Genomic DNA, 21,135 nt, shown 5'->3' on the forward strand with positions numbered 1-21,135 from the left:
GCGTGCGACTCGCGTATCTGATCCTGGCGCACAACAACCCGGCCCATCTGGGCCGGCTGATCGCGCGCCTGTCGGCGCCGGGCGCCTCGTTCCACGTGCACATCGACGCCAAGGCCGACATCGCGCCGTTCGCCGCGCTGGCCTCGCCGTCGGTGACGTTCACCGACAAACGGATCAGCTGCGGCTGGGGCGACGTGTCGCTGGTGACGGCGACCCTGGAACTGATGCGCGCGGCCGCCGCGGCGCGCCCGGACGCCGAGTACTTCGTGCTGCTGAGCGGGGCCTGCTATCCGTTGCAGCCGGTGTCCTATATCGAGGACTTCCTCGAGCGCCACCGCGGCACCGAGTTCATCGAGGCGTACGCGCTGCCCAACCTGCAATACGGCAAGACGCTGGAACGCATCACGCACTACTGGATCCGCAAGGGCAAGCCGCTGGCGCGCTTGCGCTGGCCGTTGCAGCACTGGATGAACCGAAACTTGCCGCTGCGCGACTACAAAAAAGTGCTGAACGGCGGCGAGGCCGTGACCGGCTCGCAGTGGTGGGCCCTGAGCGCGGAGGCGGTGCGCTACGTGCTCGACTACCACGCCCGCCATCCGGCGCTGTACCGCTTTTGCCGCTTCGTCGATTGCTCCGACGAGTTCTTCTTCCAGGTGGTGCTGTGGAATTCGCGCTTCCGCGAGCGCATCAGCCACAGCCTGACCTACACCCATTGGGTGCCGGGGCCGGGCAAGCAGAGCCCGGAGACCATCGACGCCAGCTATCTGCCGCAGTTCGAGGGGCCGGTGATCCGCGACGCGGAGCAAAACAACTGCCCCAACGACAAACGCGAAGTGCTGTTCGCGCGCAAGTTCGGCGAGGCCTCGGGCCCGGTGCTGGACCGGATCGACGCGCTGGCGGCGCGCCGCGCGACCGCGCCGCGGACCGAACACGAATTAACTAATCAGGGGTAAAACTGTGGCCAAGATTGATATTTTGCTGCCGGTGAAAAACGGCAAGGACTTCCTGGCGGAGTCCATCGACAGCGTGCTGGCGCAAACGGTGCGGGACTGGCGCCTGCTGGTGCTCGACCACGGTTCGACCGACGGCAGCCGCGAAATGGCCGAGGCCTACCACGCGCGCGACCCGCGCGTCGAGGTGCACAGCTTCCCCGAGGCGCACGGCCTGTCGGGCCTGCTCAATTGCGGGCTGGCCATCGCCGACTGCGAATTCGTCATGCGCCACGACGCCGACGACATCTGCTACCCCGACCGCCTGGAAGTGGCGCTGGCGGCCTTCGCCGCCATGCCCGACGTGGTGGCCATTGGCGGCCAGGCCGACGTCATCGACGGCGCCGGCGCCCCGATCGGCGAGATGAGCATGCCGATCGGCAGCGCCCGCGTGGCCGCCGCCAGCCTGTTCCGCAATCCGATCGCGCACCCGACGTCGATGCTGCGCTTCGACGCGGTGCGCGCCATGGGCATCCGCTACGGCGTCGACTTCCTCGGCGTGCTGCCCGAGGCGCAGCGCATCGAGGTGCCGGCGCTGGCCGAGGATTATTTCCTGTTCGGCCAGCTGGCCATCCTCGGCAAGTGCGCCAACGTGCCGCAAAAGCTGATCAAATACCGCTGGCACGGCAACAACGTCAGCGCCACCCGCTTCATGGACCAGATGGCGGTGTCGATCGACATCTCGCGCTCGCTGGTGCGCTCGTTCTGCGCCATCCACCAGTTGCCGTGGTTCGATCCGGCGCCGTTCTGCAACCACGGCGGCATCCTGCTCGACGTCGACGGCAAGGGCAACTTCGACGCCGAATACGCGCGCATGGCCGATATCGTCACGCGCGGACTGGGCGATTCGGCCGAGCTGCGCCGTGAACTGTTGTACCGCAAGGCCATCGCCACCCGTGGCGAGGCCAGCCTGCTGTGGCGCTTCCATCGCTTCCGCGCCGCCAACACGCCGGAGACGGGCGAATGGAACGCCGTGCGCGCCTGGCTGATCCGCCGCTTCCCCGGCAAGCGCAAGATGCGCGTGGCGGCGCAACCGGCCTGACCAGCGCATCGGCGCTCCGGCGGCGCCCGCGATCGCGGCCGGCGCCGCCCCTTCTCTAAATAGGTACACTATGGCAGTCTTGCACAAATGGCCCGCTTTGAGCTCGTTCAAAGCGCCCGACATCCTCAAAAACCCGTTCCGTCCGGTCTATCTGCTGGGCTTTGCGCTGTTGTGCGTGGCAGGGCTGCTGGGCGCGGCCACCCCGATCCTGGTCGACCTCATGGGCGGCAGCCTGGGCAAGCTGATGGCGTTGCCGGCGGCCATACTGTTAGGCTTGTTCATCATCTACGACCGCAAGCTCACCTTGCTGATGATCATCCTGTTCCGCGCCAGCGGCGACAACGTGCTCGAGCTGACCCGCTTCTCGGTCGGCGGCTACGCGATCGGCGTCGGCGGCGTCATCAACGCGACGGTGATCCTGCTGGCCATGCTGCTGGTGTTCGAGAAGCCGACCCTGGTGCCGCGCCGCGGCTACATGGCCTGGGTGCCGTTCCTGCTGGTGACCATGTTCGGCTTGTTCACCGCGCCGGAGAAGGGCGAGGCCGCGCGCCTGTTCCTGTCCGAGCTGTCGTACTTCGCCGTCTTCGTCGGCGGCTACTATTGCGTGCGCACCCCGCAGGACTTCCGTTTCTGCATGAAATTGATGCTGTGGTCGTCGCTGATTCCCGTGCTCTACAGCTTGTTCGTGCTGGCCTCGATGGGCCTGCGCGTGGGCGGCGAGTTCCGCCTGCGCGGCACCTTCAACCATCCCAACGTGATGGCGTTCTACGTGACGGTGATCGTCGCCGTCGCGTTCTACCTGTTCAAGACGCTGCCGGCCAAGACGCGCACGCGGGTGCGCGTGGGCATGGTGGTCTACATGTTCGTGCTGCTGGCCCTGCTGATGCTGACCAAGACGCGCAGCGCCTGGACCGCCACCGCGCTCGCCTTCGGCCTGTACGCGCTCATCTTCGAGCGCCGCTACCTGCTCTACATGGGCGGGCTGGGCGCGCTGGCGTTGCTGGTCCCGGGCGTGGGCGACCGCCTCGCCGACCTGGGGCAGGGCAACCAGGTGACCCTTTACTCCAACCTGAACTCGTTCGCGTGGCGCGTCTACCTGTGGGAATCGGCGATCGCCTGGATGACGCCGCTCAGCTTCATCATCGGCAACGGCCTGCAATCGTTCATGAAGTACTCGATCGTGTTCTTCCCGCTGGCCGGCAAGATCAACTGGGGCGCGCACAGCGTGTACGTGCAGCTGCTGTTCGAGCTGGGGGTGATCGGCCTGCTGGCGTTCGCCTGGATGTGCTATTCGCTGCTCCATCAGCTCGCGCAGGTGCGCAAGGTCGACAAGCTGGCCAGCTACACCCTGGTGGTCGTGCTGATCAACCTGATGGTGTGCGCGTTCAGCGACAATATGTTCTATTACCTGTCGTACAACTGGTACCTGTGGTTCGCCATCGGCGCCGGCTGCGCGCTGTACCGCATCGCGCCGGCCGCCGCGCCGGCCACCGGCGCGGCCACCCACCACGGCGCCGCGCCGCTGCGGCCGTTGTACTGAGTGGCCATCATGTCCGCTTCCCCGACCCCGCCGGCGGCCGCGCCGCCGGCGCATCCGCCCCACCTGGCCGTGCTCGACGGCTGGCGCGGCATCAGCATCCTGCTGGTGCTGGCGGCCCACCTGCTGCCGCTGGGCCCGCACCACTATATGTTCAACTACAGCGTCGGCATCCTCGGCATGGTGGTGTTCTTCAACCTGTCGGGCTTCCTGATCACCTCGTTCCTGCTCAAGGACCAGAACGTGGCCGGCTTCCTGGTCAAGCGCTTTTGCCGGGTGCTGCCGCTGGCCTGGGTGTACATGCTGGTCGCGCTGCTGGCGACCGGCGCGCCGCTGGCCGTCTGGCTCGGCCACTTCCTGTTCTACGCCAACATGCCGCCGGGCGACGGCCGCTTCAACCTGCTGCTGCCGATGACCGAGCACCTGTGGAGCCTGTGCATGGAGATGCAGTTCTATGTCGGCGTGGCGCTGCTGGTGTGGCTGCTGCGCGCGCGCGGCCTGCTGCTGTTGCCGCTGCTGGCGTTGGGCTTCACGGCGCTGCGCGTGTGGGAAATCGTCATGGCCTCGTCGGTCAGCTACTACCGCATCGATGAAATCCTGGCCGGCTGCATCCTGGCGCTGGCCTACCACGGCAAGCTGGGCGCGAACGCCCGCCGCTGGATGGCGCGCGTGCCGCAACTGCCGCTGCTGGTGTTGCTGACCTGGTCGTGCATGCCGCAAGGCCAGTGGCTCAACTACCTGCGCCCCTACCTGGCCGCGCTGCTGGTCGGCGCCACGCTGGTGCGCCCGGACGCGGTGCTGGGCCGGGCGCTGCACGGGCGCTTCCTGGTGTTCGTCGCCGGCATCTCCTACGCCTTGTACGTGATCCATCCGATGCTCGCGCACACCTGGCTCGGCGAGGGCGACGTCGTGGTCAAGTACGCCAAGCGCCCGCTGCTGCTGTTGGTGCTGTTCGCGCTGGCGTGGCTGTCGACCCGCTATTACGAGCAATGGTTCATGACGGCCGGCCGCCGCTGGGCCGCGCGCCTGGGCGCCGGGCGCGCCAAGGCCGCCGCCAAGGCCGACGATGTCACCCTTTCCCAGCCCTAAAGCGCCTCGCCGCGCACACTAGCCCTAGCCCAACTACATGAAAATAGCGTATCTCATCAATCAGTATCCCAAGGTCAGCCACAGCTTCATCCGCCGCGAGATCCTCGCGCTGGAGCGCCAGGGTTTCGAGGTGCAGCGCATCGCGCTGCGCGGCTGGGCCGATCCGCTGGTCGACGCCGAGGACCTGCGCGAGCGCGACAAGACCAGCTACCTGTTGCGCGCCGGCGTCGCCGGCGTGGCGCTGGCCACCTTGGGCGTGATGTTTAAAAGCCCGGGCCGCTTCTTCGGCGCGCTGGGGCTGGCGTTGCGCATGGCGCGCCGCGCCGACCGCCCGCTGCCGCTGCACCTGATCTACCTGGCCGTGGCGTGCCGCATGCTCGGCTGGCTGCGCGCCTCGGGCGCGCGCCACCTGCACGCGCACTTCGGCACCAATCCGGCCGAGGTGGCGATGCTGGCGCGCGCGCTGGGCGGGCCGGCCTACAGCTTCACCGTGCACGGCCCGGAGGAGTTCGACAAGCCCGAGTTCCTGCACATCAAGGAAAAAATCGCCCGCTCGGCCTTTGTCGTGGCCATCAGCAGCTTCGGCCGCAGCCAGTTGTTCCGCTGGATCCCGTTCACCGACTGGCCCAAGGTCGAGATCGTCCACTGCGGCCTGGAGCCGGTGTTCCACGCCGGCCCGGCCGTGCCGCCGCCGGCCGCGCCGCGGCTGGTGTGCGTCGGCCGCCTGTGCGAGCAAAAGGGGCAGTTGCTGCTGGTGCGCGCGGTGGCCCAGCTGGCCGCGCGCGGCATTCCCGTCGAACTGGTGCTGGCCGGCGACGGCGAGATGCGCGCCGAGATCGAAACCCTGATCGCGCGCCACCAATTACAGGCGGCCGTGCGCATCACCGGCTGGATCAGCAGCGAGCAGGTGCGCGAGGAGATCCTGGCCGCGCGCGCGCTGGCCCTGCCCAGCTTTGCCGAGGGCTTGCCGGTGGTGGTGATGGAGGCGATGGCCTTGCGCCGTCCGGTGCTGACGACCTATGTGGCAGGCATTCCGGAGCTGGTGCGCGACGGCGTCGACGGCTGGCTGATCCCGGCCGGCGACGTCGACCACCTGGCCGCCGCGCTGGAGCGGGCGCTGGCCACGCCGCTCGGGGAGATCGCCGCCATGGGCGAGCGCGCCCACGTGCGGGCGCTGGCGCGCCACTCGATCGACACCGAGGCGGCCAAGCTGGCCGCGCTGATCCAGCGCGCCAACGGCGCCTGAGCGGCGGCCGCGCGGTGTCGATGCCGCGGCTTAGAACTTGGAACGACAAAACGGCGGCCCGCGGGCCGCCGTTTTCGTTTGGCGTGGCGCGGGGCGCCGGGAGATCAGCTCAGGAAATTGCGCTGCCAGCGCCAGGCGTCGGCGCACATCTGGTCGACGTCGCGCTCGGCCTTCCAGCCCAGTTCGCGCTCGGCCAGTTCGGTGGCCGCGTAGCACACGGCGATGTCGCCCGGGCGGCGCGCGTTGATGGTGTACGGAATCGGCTTGCCGCAGGCTTTTTCGAACGCGCGCACCATGTCGAGCACGCTGCTGGCGGCGCCGGTGCCGAGGTTGTAGGTCAGCACGCCCGGGGCGGCCGCCAGTTTCTCCAGCGCGCGCACGTGGCCCAGCGCCAGGTCGACCACGTGGATGTAGTCGCGCATGCCGGTGCCGTCGGGGGTCGGATAGTCGTCGCCGAACACGGCCAGGCGCTCGCGCCGGCCCTCGGCCACCTGGGCGATGAACGGCAGCAGGTTGTTGGGGATGCCGCGCGGGTTTTCGCCGATCAGGCCGCTTTCGTGGGCGCCCACCGGATTGAAGTAGCGCAGCAGCGCGATGCCCCAGTCGGGCGCCGCGTGCGCGTGGTCGCGCAGGATGTTTTCGATCATCAGCTTGGAGCCGCCGTACGGATTGGTGGTGCGCAGCGGCGAGTCCTCGGTGATCGGCACCGTGTCCGGGTCGCCGTAGACGGTGGCCGAGGAACTGAACAGGAGGCGCTTGACGCCGAACTCGGCCATCGTCTGCAGCAGCACGATGCTGCCGTGGACGTTGACGTCGTAGTAGCGCAGCGGCTGGGCCACCGATTCGCCGACCGCCTTCAGGCCGGCGAAGTGGATCACGGCGTCGAAACGGTGGGCACCGAACACGGCCGCCATGGCGGCGCGGTCGCGGATGTCGGCCTCGACGAAATCGACCGGCCGGCCGCCCAGCTTGGCGACGCGGTCGACCACGGCGGCCTCGCTGTTGGACAGGTCGTCGACGATGACGACCTCGTGTCCGGCGTTGAGCAACTCGACGCAGGTGTGGGAGCCTATATAGCCGGCGCCGCCGGTGACCAGAACTTTCATCGTTACTTCCTTTTTATCAGTGAAACGGGGAAAAGGGGCGGCGCTCACGCGGCGTCGCGCGCGGCCGGGGCCGCCGCCGGCGATGGCAACGGGGTGGCGATCACGCGGGCCGGGGCGCCGACGGCGGTGCAGCCGTCGGGCACGTCGCACAGCACCACCGCCATCGCGCCGATGCGGGCGTTGTCGCCGATGCGCACGCCGCCGAGCACCTGCGCGTACGCGCCGAACTCGACGTTGTCGCCGATGACGGGCACCGGCCCGTCCGGGTGGCGGTTGCCGATCGTCACGCCCTGGCGCAGGGTGCAATTGGCGCCGATGACGGTGTCGGCGTGCAGGAAGATGTTGCCGAAGTGCCAGATCCGCAGGCCGGGGCCGATGCGCGCGCTCTTGGGCAGGCTCACGCCGGTGGCCGTCTCGATGACGCGGAACATCAGCCAGTACAGCGCCAGCGACAGCTTGCGCAGCGCGCCGGCGGGGCGCCGGTCGAGCCGGCGGCCGCGCCGGTACAGCCAGACGGCCCAGATCGATTGTTCTTTTAAGAAGGGCCGCCGCATCGCGTAGCGTTGCAGGTCTTCCGCCCAGTCCGGGTCATAGCTCATGGGGTCGGTGCTTTCTTGCCAGGCGGGCGCCTGGGCGCCGCGATTAAAAAGATGTATTTTAATCCATTGTCGCCGGGGCGGCCGTTTTTTTGGTGCACCGCAAAAGAAAAGGCGCATGGCCGACGGGAAGCGTCGGGCATGCGCCGGGCCCGCGTGCGCGGGCGGCAGGCGGAGGGCCTTATTTCTTGACGGCGACCGGCGTGGTCGTGTCGGTGACGGCAACCAGGTCGGCGCGGACCGTCGACGGGCCGCCGACGCCGCCCATGGCCGACAGGATGATCCAGGCGTTTTCCGGCCAGACGAAGCGTGCCGATTCGCCGTTGGCCAGGTCGCCCGACTGGAACTTCATCGTGCCGCCGGACCAGACCTGGATCTTGAGGCGGGCGCCACCGGTGGCGATGACGCTGAATTTCTGCGTGCTGCCAACCGCGGGCTTGCCCCAGGTAACCTTGCTCAGGCCGCTAGAGTTGCCGTTGCTCACGATCGTCCTCGTGGTCGAGGCCGGGAACACCAGGGCTTGGGCCCAGGAATCGAAGGTCGGCGTGGTGGTGCCCCAGCTGCGGGTCCATGGACCGCGCATCGACAGCGCGTTGACGCTGGCCGGCACGCTGCCGCTGACGGCCTTGCCGTTGCCGTCCACCCAATTCGGCGCCGACACCACCTGGCGCAGGTTGGCGCGGATACGGTCCAGTTCCGCCGCCACGGCGTTGTTCCAGCCGGTGCCGTGCAGGTTGAAGGCCGCGCCGTTCTCGACATAGATCGCGAACGGGGTGCCGATGTTGCGGTCGACCACATAAGCGCCATAGGTCTTGAGCGTCTCGGCCACTTTGCGCAGATCCAGATTGGCGATCTTCGAGGTATCGTAGCTCGCCGGCAGCATCATCAACGCGCCCTGCGGGATCTGGCCCGTATTGGTCTGGACCGCGTCACGGTCGGCCGAGGTGGCCGGGTAGATATACGGCGTCTTGGCCGACAGCGCGTTGTAGGTCAGCGACATGGCCAGCGCGTGCTTGTAGGTGGCCTGGCCGTCCTTGATTTCGTGCGCGCGGATCAGGCCGGCGGTGGCGGGCACGCCGGTGGCGCGCGAGCCGTGGTAGAAGTGCGCCGGGTCGCCCCAGCCGGTGCCTTTGGACGGCGACCAGGCGTACAGCGCGGCCTGCCATTTGCCGTTGACGTTCTTGAGCTGCCAGAACGAGTGGATGATGCCGGTGACCGGATCATAGATGTCGGCGTGGCCGTCGCTGCCGGTGGCCGGCAGCGTGCTGGCCGGCCAGCGCGGCAGGGTCACCGGGCGCGACAGCAGGGTGTCCGGATCGTTGACGCCGGCCGCGCCGTTCAGGCCCGTCACGGTCATCGGGCCGTCGGTGGTCTTGGCCAGGAACAGCCCGGTCGACCAGGCGCCGCCCTGCACGGTCGGGTAGTAGCTCGATTTCGGGATCTCATACGTGCCGAGCACCGGATTGACCGGGCGCGAATTCCACAGCGAGGTGGCCGCGAATGGCTTTTGGTAGCTCTCGAAGCCGCCGGCCACCGGGGTCGTGGTGGTCTGGGCGCTGGCGTTGAAGCCGAGGGCGCTGGCGCTGAGCATCGACCAGCCGACCAGTTTGGCAAGATGTTGGCCGGACGAGCCAGTTGATTTCCCGAAGAACATGATTAACTCCTGATTGGATGAATGTGGAGGGCATTAACCGCATCCCTGAAAAATATTATACACAGATTTCTTGCCGTATGGAATTCTTTTGGATTTGACGTTTGAATCTGACGTATTCGCGCAAATACTCCGGGGCGCATGGCGCAAGGATTGTCATTTTTTATTTCATTCTGTTCAATGCCGGGGCGTCCGGCGCATGGCCGGTGCGGCCGCCATGGCGTTTCTTGCGCAAATTGCACCGGCTATTTTTTAAAGTTAATATAATCAATATAATAATTCAGGGTCGTTGTCGATTATAAAAGTCACTGATCAAGGATTAAATATGGTTAGTATTAAAAACGAATTAAATGAATATCCAATGATTGCTCCTTGATATGCTCGAGGTATTAAGCGCGCCGGGTTTGCGCCAGCGCAAACCCGGCGCGGCGCACGGTCCGCCAGCGGAGCGGGCGCGCGGGCGCCGGTCTGCTATATTTCGGTAGCGAAACGCAAGAGACGGGGCCGGCGGGACGATTTATGTGCACATGCAGCATTTTTCACTGGTAAAAATGTTGTTGCTATGTCATGATCCTCCCTGCCGCCCGGGCCAACCCCGCGTGCGGGCCGTGCGGCGCCACGTTTTTGACGCCCCGGCCCCCGCCGGCGGGCATTTTTTTACCTATTTTATAGAGGACCATATATGAAGGCGATGATCTTGGCTGCAGGCAAGGGGACCCGGGTGCGCCCGCTGACCTTCGATTTACCGAAACCGATGATACCGGTGCTCGGCAAACCGGTCATGGCCTACCTGATCGAACACCTGGCCAAATACGGCGTCAACGAAATCATGGTCAATGTCAGCTATCTGCACGAAAAGATCGAAGAGTACTTCGGCGAAGGCGACCAGTACGGCGTGCAGATCGGCTACTCGTTCGAAGGGTACACCAATGACAAGGGAGAGGTCGTCCCGGAGGCGCTGGGCTCGGCTGGCGGCATGAAGAAGATCCAGGAGTTCGGCGGCTTCTTCGACGACACCACCATCGTGCTGTGCGGCGACGCCGTCATCAACCTGGATTTGAAGTCGGCGCTGTTCGAACACCGCCGCAAGGGCGCCAAGGCCAGCGTGATCTGCCGCGAGGTGCCGTGGGACAAGGTCGAGAGCTACGGCGTGGTGGTCAGCGACAAGGAAGGGCGCATCAAGCAGTTCCAGGAAAAGCCGAAGCAGGAAGAGGCCCTGTCGAACTTCGTCAGCACCGGCATCTATATCTTCGAACCGGAGATCCTCGACCTGATCCCGGCCGGCGAGGTGTTCGACATCGGTTCCCAGCTGTTCCCGCTGCTGGTGGAAAAAGGCGTGCCGTTCTTCTCGCAAAACCGCACCTTCAGCTGGATCGACATCGGCAGCGTCAAGGACTACTGGGAAGTGTCGCAGAGCGTGATGATGGGCGAGGTCGCCCACATGGACGTGCCGGGCATCCAGCTGGCCGACGGCATCTGGGTCGGCCTCAACACCAGCATCGACTGGGAAGGCACCACCATCGAGGGACCGGTCTACATCGGCTCCGGTTGCAAGATCGAAGCCGGCAGCACCATCATCGGCCCGACCTGGATCGGCCATGGCAGCCATATCTGCGCCGGCGCCAACGTGGTGCGCAGCGTGCTGTTCGAATACACCCGGGTGTTACATAACGTAAAGCTTGATGAAATGATCGTCTTCAAGGATTACAGTGTCGACCGCGCCGGCGAGATGCGCCACGTGTCCGAATACGGCGATGGCGAGTGGACCAACGCCCGCGACCGCCGCAACAAGCGGCGCAACCCGGCCGATGCCGAAAAACAAGAGGATGTTGCATGAAAATTTATCCAGTAATCCTGTCCGGCGGCGCCGGCACCCGTTTGTGGCCGCTGTCGCGTGCCGTGTTGCCAAAGCAATTATTGCCACTGGTATCGGACCGCACGATGTTGCAGGAAACCGTGCTGCGCCTCAAGGGCGGGTCCGGCTTGCAGGCGCCGCTGATCGTCTGCGGTAACGAGCACCGCTTCATGGTGGCCGAGCAGTTGCGCGAGATCGGCGTCGCGCCGCTGGGCATCATGCTCGAATCGGCCGGTCGCAACACCGCGCCGGCGGTGGCCGCCGCCGCCGAGTACCTGCGCGCCATCGATCCGGAGGCGCTGATGCTGGTGCTGCCGGCCGACCACGTGATCACCGACCGCGCCGCCTTCCACGCCGCCATCGCCAGCGCCGCGCAGTTGGCGGGCGAGGGCGCGCTGGCCACCTTCGGCGTGGTGCCGACCGCGCCGGAGACCGGCTACGGCTACATCCACCGCGGCCCGGCCGTCGGCGCGGCGTATAAAGTCGACCGCTTCGTCGAGAAGCCGGACCAGGCCAAGGCCCAGTCCTTCCTCGACGACGGCGCCTATTATTGGAACAGCGGCATGTTCCTGTTCCGCGCCGAGCGCTACCTAAGCGAGCTGGCGGAATTCGCGCCGGCGATCGCCGCCGCCGCCGCGACGGCGGTGCAAAAAGCCTACCGCGACATGGACTTCTGCCGCCTGGACGAGGCCGCCTTTGCGGCCAGCCCGTCCGATTCGATCGACTACGCCGTCATGGAGCGCACGCAGCACGCGGTGGTGGTGCCGGCCGACATCGGCTGGAGCGACGTCGGTTCGTGGTCGGCGCTGCGCGACGTGCTGCCGCACGACGCGCAAGGCAACGCCACGCGCGGCGACGTCTATCTGGACGGCGTGAGCAATTCGCTGGTGCGCGCCGAGAGCCGCATCGTGGCGCTGGTCGGCGTCAGCGACGTGGTCGTGGTCGAGACCGCCGACGCGGTGCTGGTGGCGCACAAGGACCAGGTGCAGCGGGTCAAGCAGGTGGTCGAGCATTTGAAGACGACCGAGCGCACCGAGCATTTGCACCACACCAAGGTGTACCGTCCGTGGGGCTGCTACGAGGGCATCGACATCGGCGAGCGCTTCCAGGTCAAGCGCATCACGGTCAATCCGGGCGGCAAGCTGTCGCTGCAGATGCACCACCATCGCGCCGAACACTGGATCGTGGTCAGCGGCACGGCGCGCGTGACCTGCGGCGACAGCGTCACCCTGCTGTCGGAAAACCAGTCGACCTATATTCCGATCGGCATGAACCACCGGCTGGAAAACCCGGGCAAACTGCCGCTGCACCTGATCGAGGTGCAGTCCGGCAGCTACCTGGGCGAGGACGACATCGTCCGCTTCGAGGACGTCTACCAGCGCGTCTGATCCCGCCGTCCCAGCGCCCCCGCCCGCGTCGTCCGACGCGGGTTTTTTTTGGCCCGGCCGGTTCATCCTTGCCGCTTCGCCGGCGCATCCATATTGCGGTTTACCCAAGAAAATTGTGTCGCCGTGTGGCCGCCAGCCCACAATGTTCGTCAACCGATAACATGCTGTTGTGTTTTTTGAGTTACCCAAAGGCAATTAATCGCCAATTTGCAAGTAAGTGCCAAGTCATTGTTTTTGAAGAACTTGTTGCTGATGAGCTAGCTTTCCAACACGAACCGATCAATGAAGTTTTCGCATTGCGGTATTTAAAAATACCGCGTCGCAACATTTATTTCACGCTATGAAAAAGGCTTTCAATAAGAATATGTAAAATAAAAAAAGAGCAACTTAATTGCTTTCTTTATGCTATGATGTTGTCTAGTTACTAGTGAACAAACAAGTGGCCGGCTCCGGCGGCCTATAACCTCCTTAAGGATTTTCTGATGAAACTGAAACACATCTTCGCCGCTCTGCTGGCCGCCGCTTCGTTCAACGCCATGGCTGCCGACCAGTCCGTACAGATCTACGTCACCCCGCCGACCAGCGACGACAACCACTTCAACGGCAAGTCCGTTGCCGGCGACGGCATTCTGTCGGGTGGCAGCGACGTCATCACCTTCACCGGCCTGGCTGCCGGCTACTACCTGGTTGACGTCAGCGTCAGCGGCCAGAACCTGACCTGGTCGGCACAGTCGAACCTGAACGGCGTTCCTGGCGAACTGACCTCGGCCGGCAAAGGCCGTTACGCTTTCTTCAGCTCGAGCCCGGCATCGTCGTTCACGCTGAACCTGTTCGGTACCGCCCTGGCCGGCGCTACCTACAGCGGTGACGTGACCGTGACCGCCGTTCCAGAAGCCGAAACCTATGCAATGATGCTGGGCGGCCTGGGCCTGCTGGGCTTCATGGCTCGTCGTCGCAAAGCTAAAAACGCTGCCTAATTAAGCACCGCGTTCGCCGCGGCCGCGCCCAACGGCGCGCGCGGTATGAAAAGCCCCGGCTACGCCCCGGGGCTTTTTTTATTTTTACGGCCACCTTTCCGCCTCTATAATGATGCAAGTCCGGTCACACCGACCGGCGCAAGCGGAGGAGGGAAGGTGCGCGCCACGCCCTGGAATATACAGCTGACACTGGCACACGGGGCCGCCATCGCCGCGTTGGGCCTGACTCTGGCCGGACCGGCCGCCGCCGCGCTGGCGCCGTCCCAACTGGCGCTGGTCGTCAATGATGACGAGCCCAACAGCGTCGCCGTCGCCGCGCTCTACCGCGACGCCCGCGGCATTCCCGAAAAAAATATCGTCCACGTGCGCATCCCCAAGTCGCCGCGCCAGCTCGCGCCGGAGCAGTTCGCCCCGCTGCGCCAGCAAATCCTCGACCGGCTCGGCCCGGACATCCGCGCCGTGCTCATGGTGTGGACCGCGCCGTACGCGGTCGGCTGCAATTCCATCACCTCGGCGCTGACGCTCGGCTACGATGCCGCCCAGTGTTCGGCCCCTTGCGGTCCGGGCAAGCCCAGCGGCTGGTTCGCCGCCGACCAGGTCTCACCGGCCATGGCGGCGATGAAGATCAGCATGCTGATGCCGACCGGCTCGGTGCCGCTGGCCAAGGAGCTCATCGCCCGTGGCGGCACCCGCTATTTCCGTTTCCCGGCCGCCAGCGCCTATTACCTGACCACCTCCGACAGCCTGCGCAGCGTGCGTTCGCGCCTGTTCCCGCCGGCCGGCAAGGTGGCCTCGCACGATTTGACGATCAAGCGGCTGAACGCCGACGCCCTCGAGGACGCGCAGGACATCATGTTCTACCAGACCGGCATGGTCAAAGTCGACAAGCTCGACACCTTGCGTTTCCTGCCGGGCGCGCTGGCCGACCATTTGACCTCGACCGGCGGCGACCTGCTGGGGGAGGGCCAGATGAGCAGTCTGCGCTGGCTCGAGGCCGGCGCCACGGCCAGCTACGGCACCGTCTCCGAACCGTGCAACCACGTGCAGAAATTCCCCCATCCGACCGTGCTGCTGAAGCGCTACCTGAGCGGCGACAGCGCCATCGAAGCCTACTGGAAAAGCGTGGCCTGGCCGGCGCAAGGCGTGTTCATCGGCGATCCGCTGGCGGCCCCGTACGCGCGCTGAGTCCGGCGGCGAAGGGAAGGAGGGGGGGGCGCGTTTGCGCGGATGCAACACTTGATACATGTGAAACATATCGCTGTCATGAGGCGGTCATGACGATGTCATAATATGCAAATTGCTATATTTAATAACAATGCTCACTTGGATCGTTCATGAAAACTCTCCGCATTCCGTCCGTCCCCCGCGTCGTGGCCACCCCGGGCCGCCGCACCCTGATCGCCGCCGCCCTGTCGGCGGTCCTGTCGGCGCCCGCGCTGGCCGCGTCGCCTGTCGTCATCAGCCAGGTCTACGGGGGCGGGGGCAATTCCGGCGCCACCTTCAAAAACGATTTCATTGAATTGTTCAACCGGGGCGATGCGGCGGTCGACATCACCGGCTGGAGCGTGCAGTACGCCAGCGCCGCCGGCAGCAGCTGGGCGGTCAGCAAGGTCACCGGCAACGTCACGCTGCAGCCGGGCCAGTATTTCCTGCTGCAGCAATCGGCCGGCAGCGGCGGCTCCGAGAGCCTGCCGACCCCCGACACGCTGGGTTCGCTGGCGATGGGCGGCAGCGCCGGCAAGGTCGCGCTGGTCAACAACAGCACCGCGCTGAGCGGCGCCGCGCCGGCTAGCGCCTCGCTGATGGACCTGCTGGGCTATAACGCCGGCTTCTTCGAGGGCGCCAACGGCCCCGGGCTGAGCAACACCACCGCCGCGCTGCGCGCCGCCGGCGGCTGCACCGACACCGACAACAACGCCAACGACTTCGCCACCGGCGCGCCGGCCCCGCGCAACAGCGCCACCGCGTTGCGTCCGTGCGGCGTGCCGCAGGCGCCGCCCATCGTCGCCAGCTGCCCGGCCAGCCTGGCGCTGGCCTTCGGCATCGACGGCAGCGCCGAGCTGAGCGCCACCGACGCCGACGGCATCGTCAACAGCGCCGCCATCACGGCCGGCGCCGTGCCCGGCATCGGCCTGGTCAACTTCCTGGCGGCCGGCGCCGCCGGCGGCACCGCCAGCGCCAGCCTGAGCGTGGCGGCCAGCGTGCAGGCCGGCAGCTATCCGGTGGTCGTCACGTTCGGCAACGACCAGGCCCAGCAAGCCATCTGCACCATCAACGTCACGGTCGCCGCGCCGGCCACCCTGACCCACACGATTCCGCAAATCCAGGGCAGCGGCGACACCAGCCCTTACGCCGGCACCGTCCAGACCACCGAGGGCGTCGTCACGGCCAAGGTCGGCACCAGCTTCTTCATCCAGGACGAGAACGGCGACGGCGACCCGTCGACCTCCGACGGCCTGTTCGTCTTCACCACCGCCGCCAACACCGGCACCGTGCAGATCGGCGACCGCGTGCGCGTCAGCGGCACCGTCACCGACTACGCGCCGGTGGCCGGCGGCCGCGTCTACACCGAGCTGACCGCCATCACCGCCATCGTCAAGCTGGCCGGCGGCATCGCCGTCACGCCGACCAACATCTCCTTGCCGCATCCGAACCTGGGCCAGCTCGAAGGCATGCTGGTGCGCTTCACGGCGCCGCTGACCGTCGCGCAACTGCAATACCTGGGCGACCGTGGCGAAGTGACCCTGTCGTCCGGCCGGCTCGAGGTGCCGACCAATAAGTACCGCGCAGGCACGCCGGAGGCGATCGCGCTGGCCGCCGCCAACGCGCGCAACCAGATCATCCTCGACGACGGTATCTTCACCACGCCGAGCGTGATTCCCTACCTGGGCGCGGACGGCTCGCTGCGCGCCGGCGACACGGTCGACAACCTGACCGGCGTGGTCGACTTCGGCGCCAAGGGCGGCGGCGGGGCGGGCTTCAAGCTGCAGCCGACGGTCGCGCCGGTGTTCTCGCAGGACAATCCGCGTCCGGCCGCGCCCGTGCTGGCCGCCGGCAACGTCAAGGTCGCCAGCGCCAACGTGCTGAACTATTTCACCACCTTCACCAACGGCACCGACATCACCGGCGCCACGGGCCAGGGTTGCGTGATCGGTGGCGGCGCGCCGGCGCGCTCGAACTGCCGTGGCGCCGACAATATCACCGAGTTCAACCGTCAAAGCGTCAAGATCGTCGGCGAGCTCAAGGCGCTGGACGCCGACGTCTACGGCCTGATGGAGATCCAGAACAGCGGCGACTACTCGGTCACTAAGCTGGTCGACGCGCTCAATGAGGCGATCTCGCCGGGCACCGGCCTGAAGACCTACGCGGTCGTGCCGCAGCCGCCGGCCACCGGCACCGACGCCATCCGCGTGGCGATGATCTACAAACCGGCCACCTTGACCCTGGTCGGCAACGCGCTGTCGGACGCCGACGCCATCAACAACCGGCCGCCGATGGCGCAGACCTTCAAGGCGGCCAACGGCGGCAAGTTCTCGCTGGTGGTCAACCACCTGAAGTCCAAGGGCAGCTGCCCGGCGCCGTCGAACGTCGACGGCGACAAGGGCGACGGCCAGAGCTGCTGGAACGCGACCCGCGTGCAGCAGGCCCAGCGCCTGGTGGACGTGTTCGTGCCGCAGGTGGTGGCCGCCGCCGGCGACGCCAAGGTGCTGCTGATCGGCGACTTCAACGCCTACGGCCACGAGGACCCGGTGCAGGCCATCATCAACAAGGGCTATGTCAACCAGCTCGAGCGCTACATCCGCGGCGCCGGCGCGATGCCGTATTCCTACGTCTTCAACGGCGAGGCCGGCTACCTGGACCACGCGCTGGCCAGCGCCGCGCTCAACGCCTCGGTGGTCGACGCGGCCGAATGGCACAACAACGCCGACGAGCCGACCGTGGTCGACTACAACCTCGACGGCAAGCCGCAGGACAAGTACACGGCCGCGCCGTACCGCGCCTCCGACCACGACCCGGTGGTCGTCAGCCTGAACCTGCCGGCGCCGGCGCTCGACGTCACCGCCGGCGTGCGCGGCGTCGGCTCCGGCCTGGTGTTCACGCGCCTGACCGGCCGCTGGAGCGGCAACTACGCCATCACCAACACCGGCACCAGCCCGATCAACGGTCCGTTGCAGATCGAGCTGGGCGGCCTGGCGGCCGGCGTCACCCTGGTCAACGCCAGCGGCAGCCACAACGGCGCGCCCTACATCACCGCCAACGTCGGCTCGCTGGCGCCCGGCGCCACCATCACCGTCCCGCTGAGCTTCACCAAGACCGGCGCGGCCGGCATCAGCTACACGGCCAAAATTTATAGCGGCAATTTCTAAGGAAAACTCATCATGATCGTCAAATTCCCCGTAGCATCCCTGCGCCGCGCGCTGCTGGCCCTGGCCCTGGGCGCCTGCGCCAGCCTGGCGTCGGCCGCCTCGACCTTCCACGTCGAACTCGACACGTCGTCGTTCGCCCCCACCGGCTGGATCGACATGCAATTCAATCCGGGCGATCCGTCGAGCCCGTGGGCGCAGGTGTCGTTGAGCGGTTTCACCGGCTTCGGCGATTCGAGCACGGCGGAGCTGACCGGCAACGCCAGCGGTTCGCTGGCCGGCGGCTACACCTTCGGCAACAACGACGCGGGCGGCTTGAACGGCCTGTTCCACGCGGTCGACTTCGGCGGCAAGATCGGTTTCAATGTCACCTTCAGCGGCGCGGCCGACCCGGGCGCCGGTTTCGGCTCGGCTTTCTCGGTGGCCTTGTACAACCAGGAGCGGAACGCGCTGCTGGGCACGAACGATCCGACCGGCTCGCTGGTGTTGCTGAACTGGACGCCGGAAGGCACCGTGGTGCCGACCATGCTCAACAACACGATCGGCACCAGCGTCAGCGCGGTGAGCGCCGTGCCGGAAGCGCAGACGTGGTTGATGATGGGAGCCGGGTTGGCGTTGCTGGGTGGGATGGCGCGCCGCCGCGCCGCGTAAGGTGGGGTGCGGGTCGATTGGGCGCGATGCCTGATCGACCATCGATGCGTCGCCGATGACGCATGCATGGCGGATTACGCTTCGCTAATCCGCCCTACGTGTTTTAGATTGTGCTCGCGGCGCGGCCCGCGACGCGTGCGTTTCAACGGATCCACGTAGGGCGGATTAGGCGGGACGCCGTAATCCGCCATCGTTGAGCCGCCAACGTTTTTTTTAAACCGCCACCGGCAACGGCGTCAACAAATACTCCGCGCAATGCAAGGTCAGCGCGCGCGTCAATTGCTTGCCGGCCCCGACCGGCTCGTACCCCCGGCCGATCTTCGACTGGTGCCCATACAGCAGCATCAGCAGCGCCACCGTCGCGCTGTCGAGCGCGCTAACGGCCGTCAGATCGAGCACGATGTCGGCCCGCGTGGCCGTGGCCGCCGTCAACGCCAGCCGCAGCGGCGCCAGATTGCCGGCATGCCAGGCCCCGCCCAATGTCACACGGCGCACGCCGTTCTCGGTGCGCACATCGACCGACGGCGCCGGCTGGCGGTCGCGCGCGGCGCGGGCCCGGCGCGCGGCCAGCACACCCGGCAGCACCCGCTTGACCAGCAATCCCAGCAGGGCGAGACCGTCCTGCCAGTAGCGCCGCCACAGCGCCGGCTCTTCCTTGATGCGCCACAACCATTCCAGTCCCAGCCCGCTGACCCGCGACGGCGCCTGCACGATGGTGCCGGCGACGAAGTTGATCACCGCGCCCAGGTGGCTGATCAGCGGCGCGTCGAGCGCGCCGAGGTTGCGTTCGATCCAGGCCTGGCCGCGCTTGGCGCCCAGCGCCACCAGCACGAAGTCCGGCTCGGTGGCGTTGATCTGCGCCATCAGCGCCGGACTGCTCATGTCCTCGATGCTGCCGAAGCCGGGCGCGTGGGCGCCGACGCAGCGCAGCGCGCCGCCGTCCGCGTTGAGCACGTCGCCGGCGCGGCGCGCCACGCCGTCCGGGCCGCCGAAGAAATACACCTTCAGCGGTTGTTCGCGCTGCGCCCGCAGCAACTCGAACACGGTCGAGCCGGCCACGCGGTGGCGCAGCGGGATGTCGAGCGCGCGCGCCATCCAGATGATCGGCATGCCGTCGGCGAACGACAGGTCCGAGCGCAGCACCGAGTCGCGGAAGGCGGTGTCGCGCAGGCTGGTGACGAGGAAGTTCAGATTGGGCGTCGAGAAGAAGTTACGCCGCCCGGCGCGGGCGTCGGCCAGCAGCTGGTCGCGCGCCTGCTCCAGGGTCAGGGCGTCGAACGGCAGGCCCAGCACACAATAGACGTCGCGCTGGAAGTCGGTACGCGGGGCCGGCGCGGCCACCATTGTTTCATTCGCTATCACGTTTAGACCTCACCCATTCGACCTGACGGTTAATAAAAAAGCGGCAATACAGCGGAATCTTCTTGAAGATGTAAAACACCGCCATCAGCAGATCGCCGGCGCTGAGGATGCCGCGCCCGTGGCGCGCCCAGGCCAGCAGCACGGCCGCGCCGAAGCCGGCCATCGTCATCAGGGCCAGCAGCAGCGGCAGGCCGGCGCCGGTGAACAGGCTGAACACCAGCGCCACCGCGCTCAGCGCCATGGCGATCAGCGCCAGCAGCGCCAGCGGCGGCACGCACATGTCCAGCGCCAACGCCACCACCATGATGCGTCCGCGCAGCAGGCCGCGCAACAGCAGCGGCAGCGCCTCGGAGGCGATCATGCTCATGTGCCCGTGCTCCCAGCGGGTGCGCTGGCTGTCGGCGCCCTCGGCGCTGGCGGCGAAGCTGCTGGTGACCAGCGCGTGCGGACTGAACAGCGGAGCCTTGCCGGCCAGCGCCAGGTCCATGCCCAGTTTCATGTCTTCGACGATGTGGCCGCTGGCCAGCGCCGCCTGGCTGATCATCGGCCAGCTGAAGGCCATGCCGGTGCCCATCAGCTGGCACGGCAGGCCGAGGCGGTGGTAGCCGAGCGGGCGCACCAGGTTCTTGACGACCCAGGCGAACTGGCCGATTTTCTTCATCAGGCCGCCGCCGGCGGGCATCTCCATCAGATACAGCGCCTGCACCGGGCGGCCGCTGGCCAGCGCCTCGCGCGCCAGGCGGTCGATCGCGCCGGGGGCGGCGATGCAGTCGGCGTCGACGATGATGACCACCTCGGGGGCGTCGGCCTCCAGGCAGCGCACGCCGAAGTCGAGCGCGTAGCCCTTGCCGCGCCGTTCGGTGTCGAAGCGCTCGCGCGCCTCGGCGCCGGCGCGGCGCACGGCGCCGGCGGTGTCGTCGCTGCAATTGTCGGCCACCACCAGGATGCGGTCGCCTTCCAGCAGTTGAGGTTGCAAACTGGCAATTGTTGCGCCGACGCCGGCCTCCTCGTTATGGGCGGGGACCAGGATCGCCACGCGCGGACGGCGGCCGGCGGCGGCCGGTGGCGCGCCCAGCGGCGCGGCCGCCAGCAGCGTTTGCAGCAGCAGCAGCAGCACCGGGATCAGCACCACGGCCAGCATCAGGGATAACAGCGTTGCCAGCAAAAACGTCATAGGGTTCCTTCAGTGAGGGCGGGCGAGACGGCGACCGCCGGATTGCTTTTGTGCGTTGCAATAAAGTTGTGTCGTCCGTCGCCGTGGCCCGGGAGGGCGCGCGGCGCG

General features: G+C 66.8%; 16 protein-coding genes. 11 read left to right on the top strand and 5 right to left on the bottom strand.

Annotation, left to right across the window (positions count from 1 at the left end; genetic code table 11):
- The first annotated feature begins 2 nt into the window (after positions 1-2).
- The 5 genes from AC07P1_RS14100 (at position 3) to AC07P1_RS14120 (ending at position 5,903) form a co-directional block, all read left to right on the top strand.
- Positions 3-953 (top strand): beta-1,6-N-acetylglucosaminyltransferase, encoded by a 951-nt coding sequence (locus tag AC07P1_RS14100; RefSeq protein WP_494696385.1) that lies wholly within the window; start codon positions 3-5, stop codon positions 951-953.
- Between the two features lie 4 nt (positions 954-957).
- Positions 958-2,031: a glycosyltransferase family 2 protein gene (locus AC07P1_RS14105; RefSeq protein ID WP_494696386.1), complete on the top strand. Its 1,074-nt coding sequence runs from the start codon at positions 958-960 to the stop codon at positions 2,029-2,031.
- A gap of 70 nt (positions 2,032-2,101) precedes the next feature.
- On the top strand, positions 2,102-3,571 hold the full coding sequence (locus AC07P1_RS14110) for an O-antigen ligase family protein (RefSeq protein WP_494696387.1): 1,470 nt from the start codon (positions 2,102-2,104) through the stop codon (positions 3,569-3,571).
- Between the two features lie 9 nt (positions 3,572-3,580).
- Complete coding sequence (locus tag AC07P1_RS14115; protein WP_494696388.1) at positions 3,581-4,657, top strand: acyltransferase family protein; 1,077 nt, start codon at positions 3,581-3,583, stop codon at positions 4,655-4,657.
- A 37-nt stretch (positions 4,658-4,694) separates the two neighbouring features.
- The gene (locus AC07P1_RS14120; RefSeq protein WP_494696389.1) at positions 4,695-5,903 is read left to right on the top strand and encodes a glycosyltransferase family 4 protein; all 1,209 of its coding nucleotides are present in this window, start codon (positions 4,695-4,697) and stop codon (positions 5,901-5,903) included.
- Between the two features lie 104 nt (positions 5,904-6,007).
- On the opposite strand, the gene galE is transcribed toward AC07P1_RS14120, so the two are convergent.
- The 3 genes from galE to AC07P1_RS14135 all read right to left on the bottom strand — a co-directional run bounded on the left by galE (position 6,008) and on the right by AC07P1_RS14135 (position 9,259).
- Positions 6,008-7,009 (bottom strand): UDP-glucose 4-epimerase GalE, encoded by a 1,002-nt coding sequence (gene galE, locus AC07P1_RS14125; protein ID WP_494696390.1) that lies wholly within the window; start codon positions 7,007-7,009, stop codon positions 6,008-6,010.
- A gap of 44 nt (positions 7,010-7,053) precedes the next feature.
- A complete protein-coding gene (locus AC07P1_RS14130) occupies positions 7,054-7,608 on the bottom strand; it encodes a serine acetyltransferase (RefSeq protein ID WP_494696391.1) in 555 nt (184 codons plus the stop codon).
- Between the two features lie 178 nt (positions 7,609-7,786).
- The gene (locus AC07P1_RS14135; RefSeq protein ID WP_494696392.1) at positions 7,787-9,259 is read right to left on the bottom strand and encodes an Atrophin-1 multi-domain protein; all 1,473 of its coding nucleotides are present in this window, start codon (positions 9,257-9,259) and stop codon (positions 7,787-7,789) included.
- A 679-nt stretch (positions 9,260-9,938) separates the two neighbouring features.
- On the opposite strand from AC07P1_RS14135, the gene AC07P1_RS14140 reads away from it, so the two are divergent.
- The 6 genes from AC07P1_RS14140 (at position 9,939) to AC07P1_RS14165 (ending at position 18,491) form a co-directional block, all read left to right on the top strand.
- On the top strand, positions 9,939-11,093 hold the full coding sequence (locus AC07P1_RS14140) for a nucleotidyltransferase family protein (RefSeq protein WP_494696393.1): 1,155 nt from the start codon (positions 9,939-9,941) through the stop codon (positions 11,091-11,093).
- Positions 11,090-12,499 carry a mannose-1-phosphate guanylyltransferase/mannose-6-phosphate isomerase gene (locus AC07P1_RS14145; RefSeq protein ID WP_494696394.1) on the top strand — a complete coding sequence of 470 codons (1,410 nt, stop codon included), beginning with the start codon at positions 11,090-11,092 and terminating at the stop codon, positions 12,497-12,499. Before AC07P1_RS14140 ends, AC07P1_RS14145 begins: the two co-directional genes overlap by 4 nt.
- Positions 12,500-12,981: 482 nt before the next feature.
- Positions 12,982-13,476, top strand: a complete 495-nt coding sequence (locus AC07P1_RS14150; RefSeq protein ID WP_494696395.1) for an FxDxF family PEP-CTERM protein — start codon at positions 12,982-12,984, stop codon at positions 13,474-13,476.
- A gap of 156 nt (positions 13,477-13,632) precedes the next feature.
- A complete protein-coding gene (locus AC07P1_RS14155) occupies positions 13,633-14,661 on the top strand; it encodes a TIGR03790 family protein (protein WP_494696396.1) in 1,029 nt (342 codons plus the stop codon).
- Positions 14,662-14,810: 149 nt separating this feature from the next.
- Entirely contained in the window at positions 14,811-17,843 is a 3,033-nt protein-coding gene (locus AC07P1_RS14160) for an ExeM/NucH family extracellular endonuclease (protein ID WP_494696397.1), read from the top strand.
- A gap of 12 nt (positions 17,844-17,855) precedes the next feature.
- Positions 17,856-18,491: an NF038129 family PEP-CTERM protein gene (locus AC07P1_RS14165; protein WP_494696398.1), complete on the top strand. Its 636-nt coding sequence runs from the start codon at positions 17,856-17,858 to the stop codon at positions 18,489-18,491.
- A gap of 213 nt (positions 18,492-18,704) precedes the next feature.
- On the opposite strand, the gene AC07P1_RS14170 is transcribed toward AC07P1_RS14165, so the two are convergent.
- Together AC07P1_RS14170 and AC07P1_RS14175 are read right to left on the bottom strand one after the other, a co-directional pair.
- Positions 18,705-19,853: a WecB/TagA/CpsF family glycosyltransferase gene (locus tag AC07P1_RS14170; protein WP_494696399.1), complete on the bottom strand. Its 1,149-nt coding sequence runs from the start codon at positions 19,851-19,853 to the stop codon at positions 18,705-18,707.
- The gene (locus AC07P1_RS14175) at positions 19,840-21,027 is read right to left on the bottom strand and encodes a glycosyltransferase family 2 protein (RefSeq protein WP_494696400.1); all 1,188 of its coding nucleotides are present in this window, start codon (positions 21,025-21,027) and stop codon (positions 19,840-19,842) included. Before AC07P1_RS14175 ends, AC07P1_RS14170 begins: the two co-directional genes overlap by 14 nt.
- Between the last annotated feature and the right edge of the window lie 108 nt (positions 21,028-21,135).

The organism is Duganella sp. GW821-FHT07F09 (assembly GCF_059418705.1).

Bases quoted from the DNA above. Each gene is read 5' to 3' on its own strand.
- AC07P1_RS14145 (WP_494696394.1), top strand. From the start codon at position 11,090: ATGAAAATTTATCCAGTAATCCTGTCCGGCGGCGCCGGCACCCGTTTG.
- AC07P1_RS14120 (WP_494696389.1), top strand. From the start codon at position 4,695: ATGAAAATAGCGTATCTCATCAATCAGTATCCCAAGGTCAGCCACAGC.
- AC07P1_RS14110 (WP_494696387.1), top strand. From the start codon at position 2,102: ATGGCAGTCTTGCACAAATGGCCCGCTTTGAGCTCGTTCAAAGCGCCC.
- AC07P1_RS14160 (WP_494696397.1), top strand. From the start codon at position 14,811: ATGAAAACTCTCCGCATTCCGTCCGTCCCCCGCGTCGTGGCCACCCCG.
- AC07P1_RS14115 (WP_494696388.1), top strand. From the start codon at position 3,581: ATGTCCGCTTCCCCGACCCCGCCGGCGGCCGCGCCGCCGGCGCATCCG.
- AC07P1_RS14150 (WP_494696395.1), top strand. From the start codon at position 12,982: ATGAAACTGAAACACATCTTCGCCGCTCTGCTGGCCGCCGCTTCGTTC.
- AC07P1_RS14140 (WP_494696393.1), top strand. From the start codon at position 9,939: ATGAAGGCGATGATCTTGGCTGCAGGCAAGGGGACCCGGGTGCGCCCG.
- AC07P1_RS14175 (WP_494696400.1), bottom strand. From the start codon at position 21,027: ATGACGTTTTTGCTGGCAACGCTGTTATCCCTGATGCTGGCCGTGGTG.
- AC07P1_RS14130 (WP_494696391.1), bottom strand. From the start codon at position 7,608: ATGAGCTATGACCCGGACTGGGCGGAAGACCTGCAACGCTACGCGATG.
- AC07P1_RS14135 (WP_494696392.1), bottom strand. From the start codon at position 9,259: ATGTTCTTCGGGAAATCAACTGGCTCGTCCGGCCAACATCTTGCCAAA.
- AC07P1_RS14165 (WP_494696398.1), top strand. From the start codon at position 17,856: ATGATCGTCAAATTCCCCGTAGCATCCCTGCGCCGCGCGCTGCTGGCC.
- galE (WP_494696390.1), bottom strand. From the start codon at position 7,009: ATGAAAGTTCTGGTCACCGGCGGCGCCGGCTATATAGGCTCCCACACC.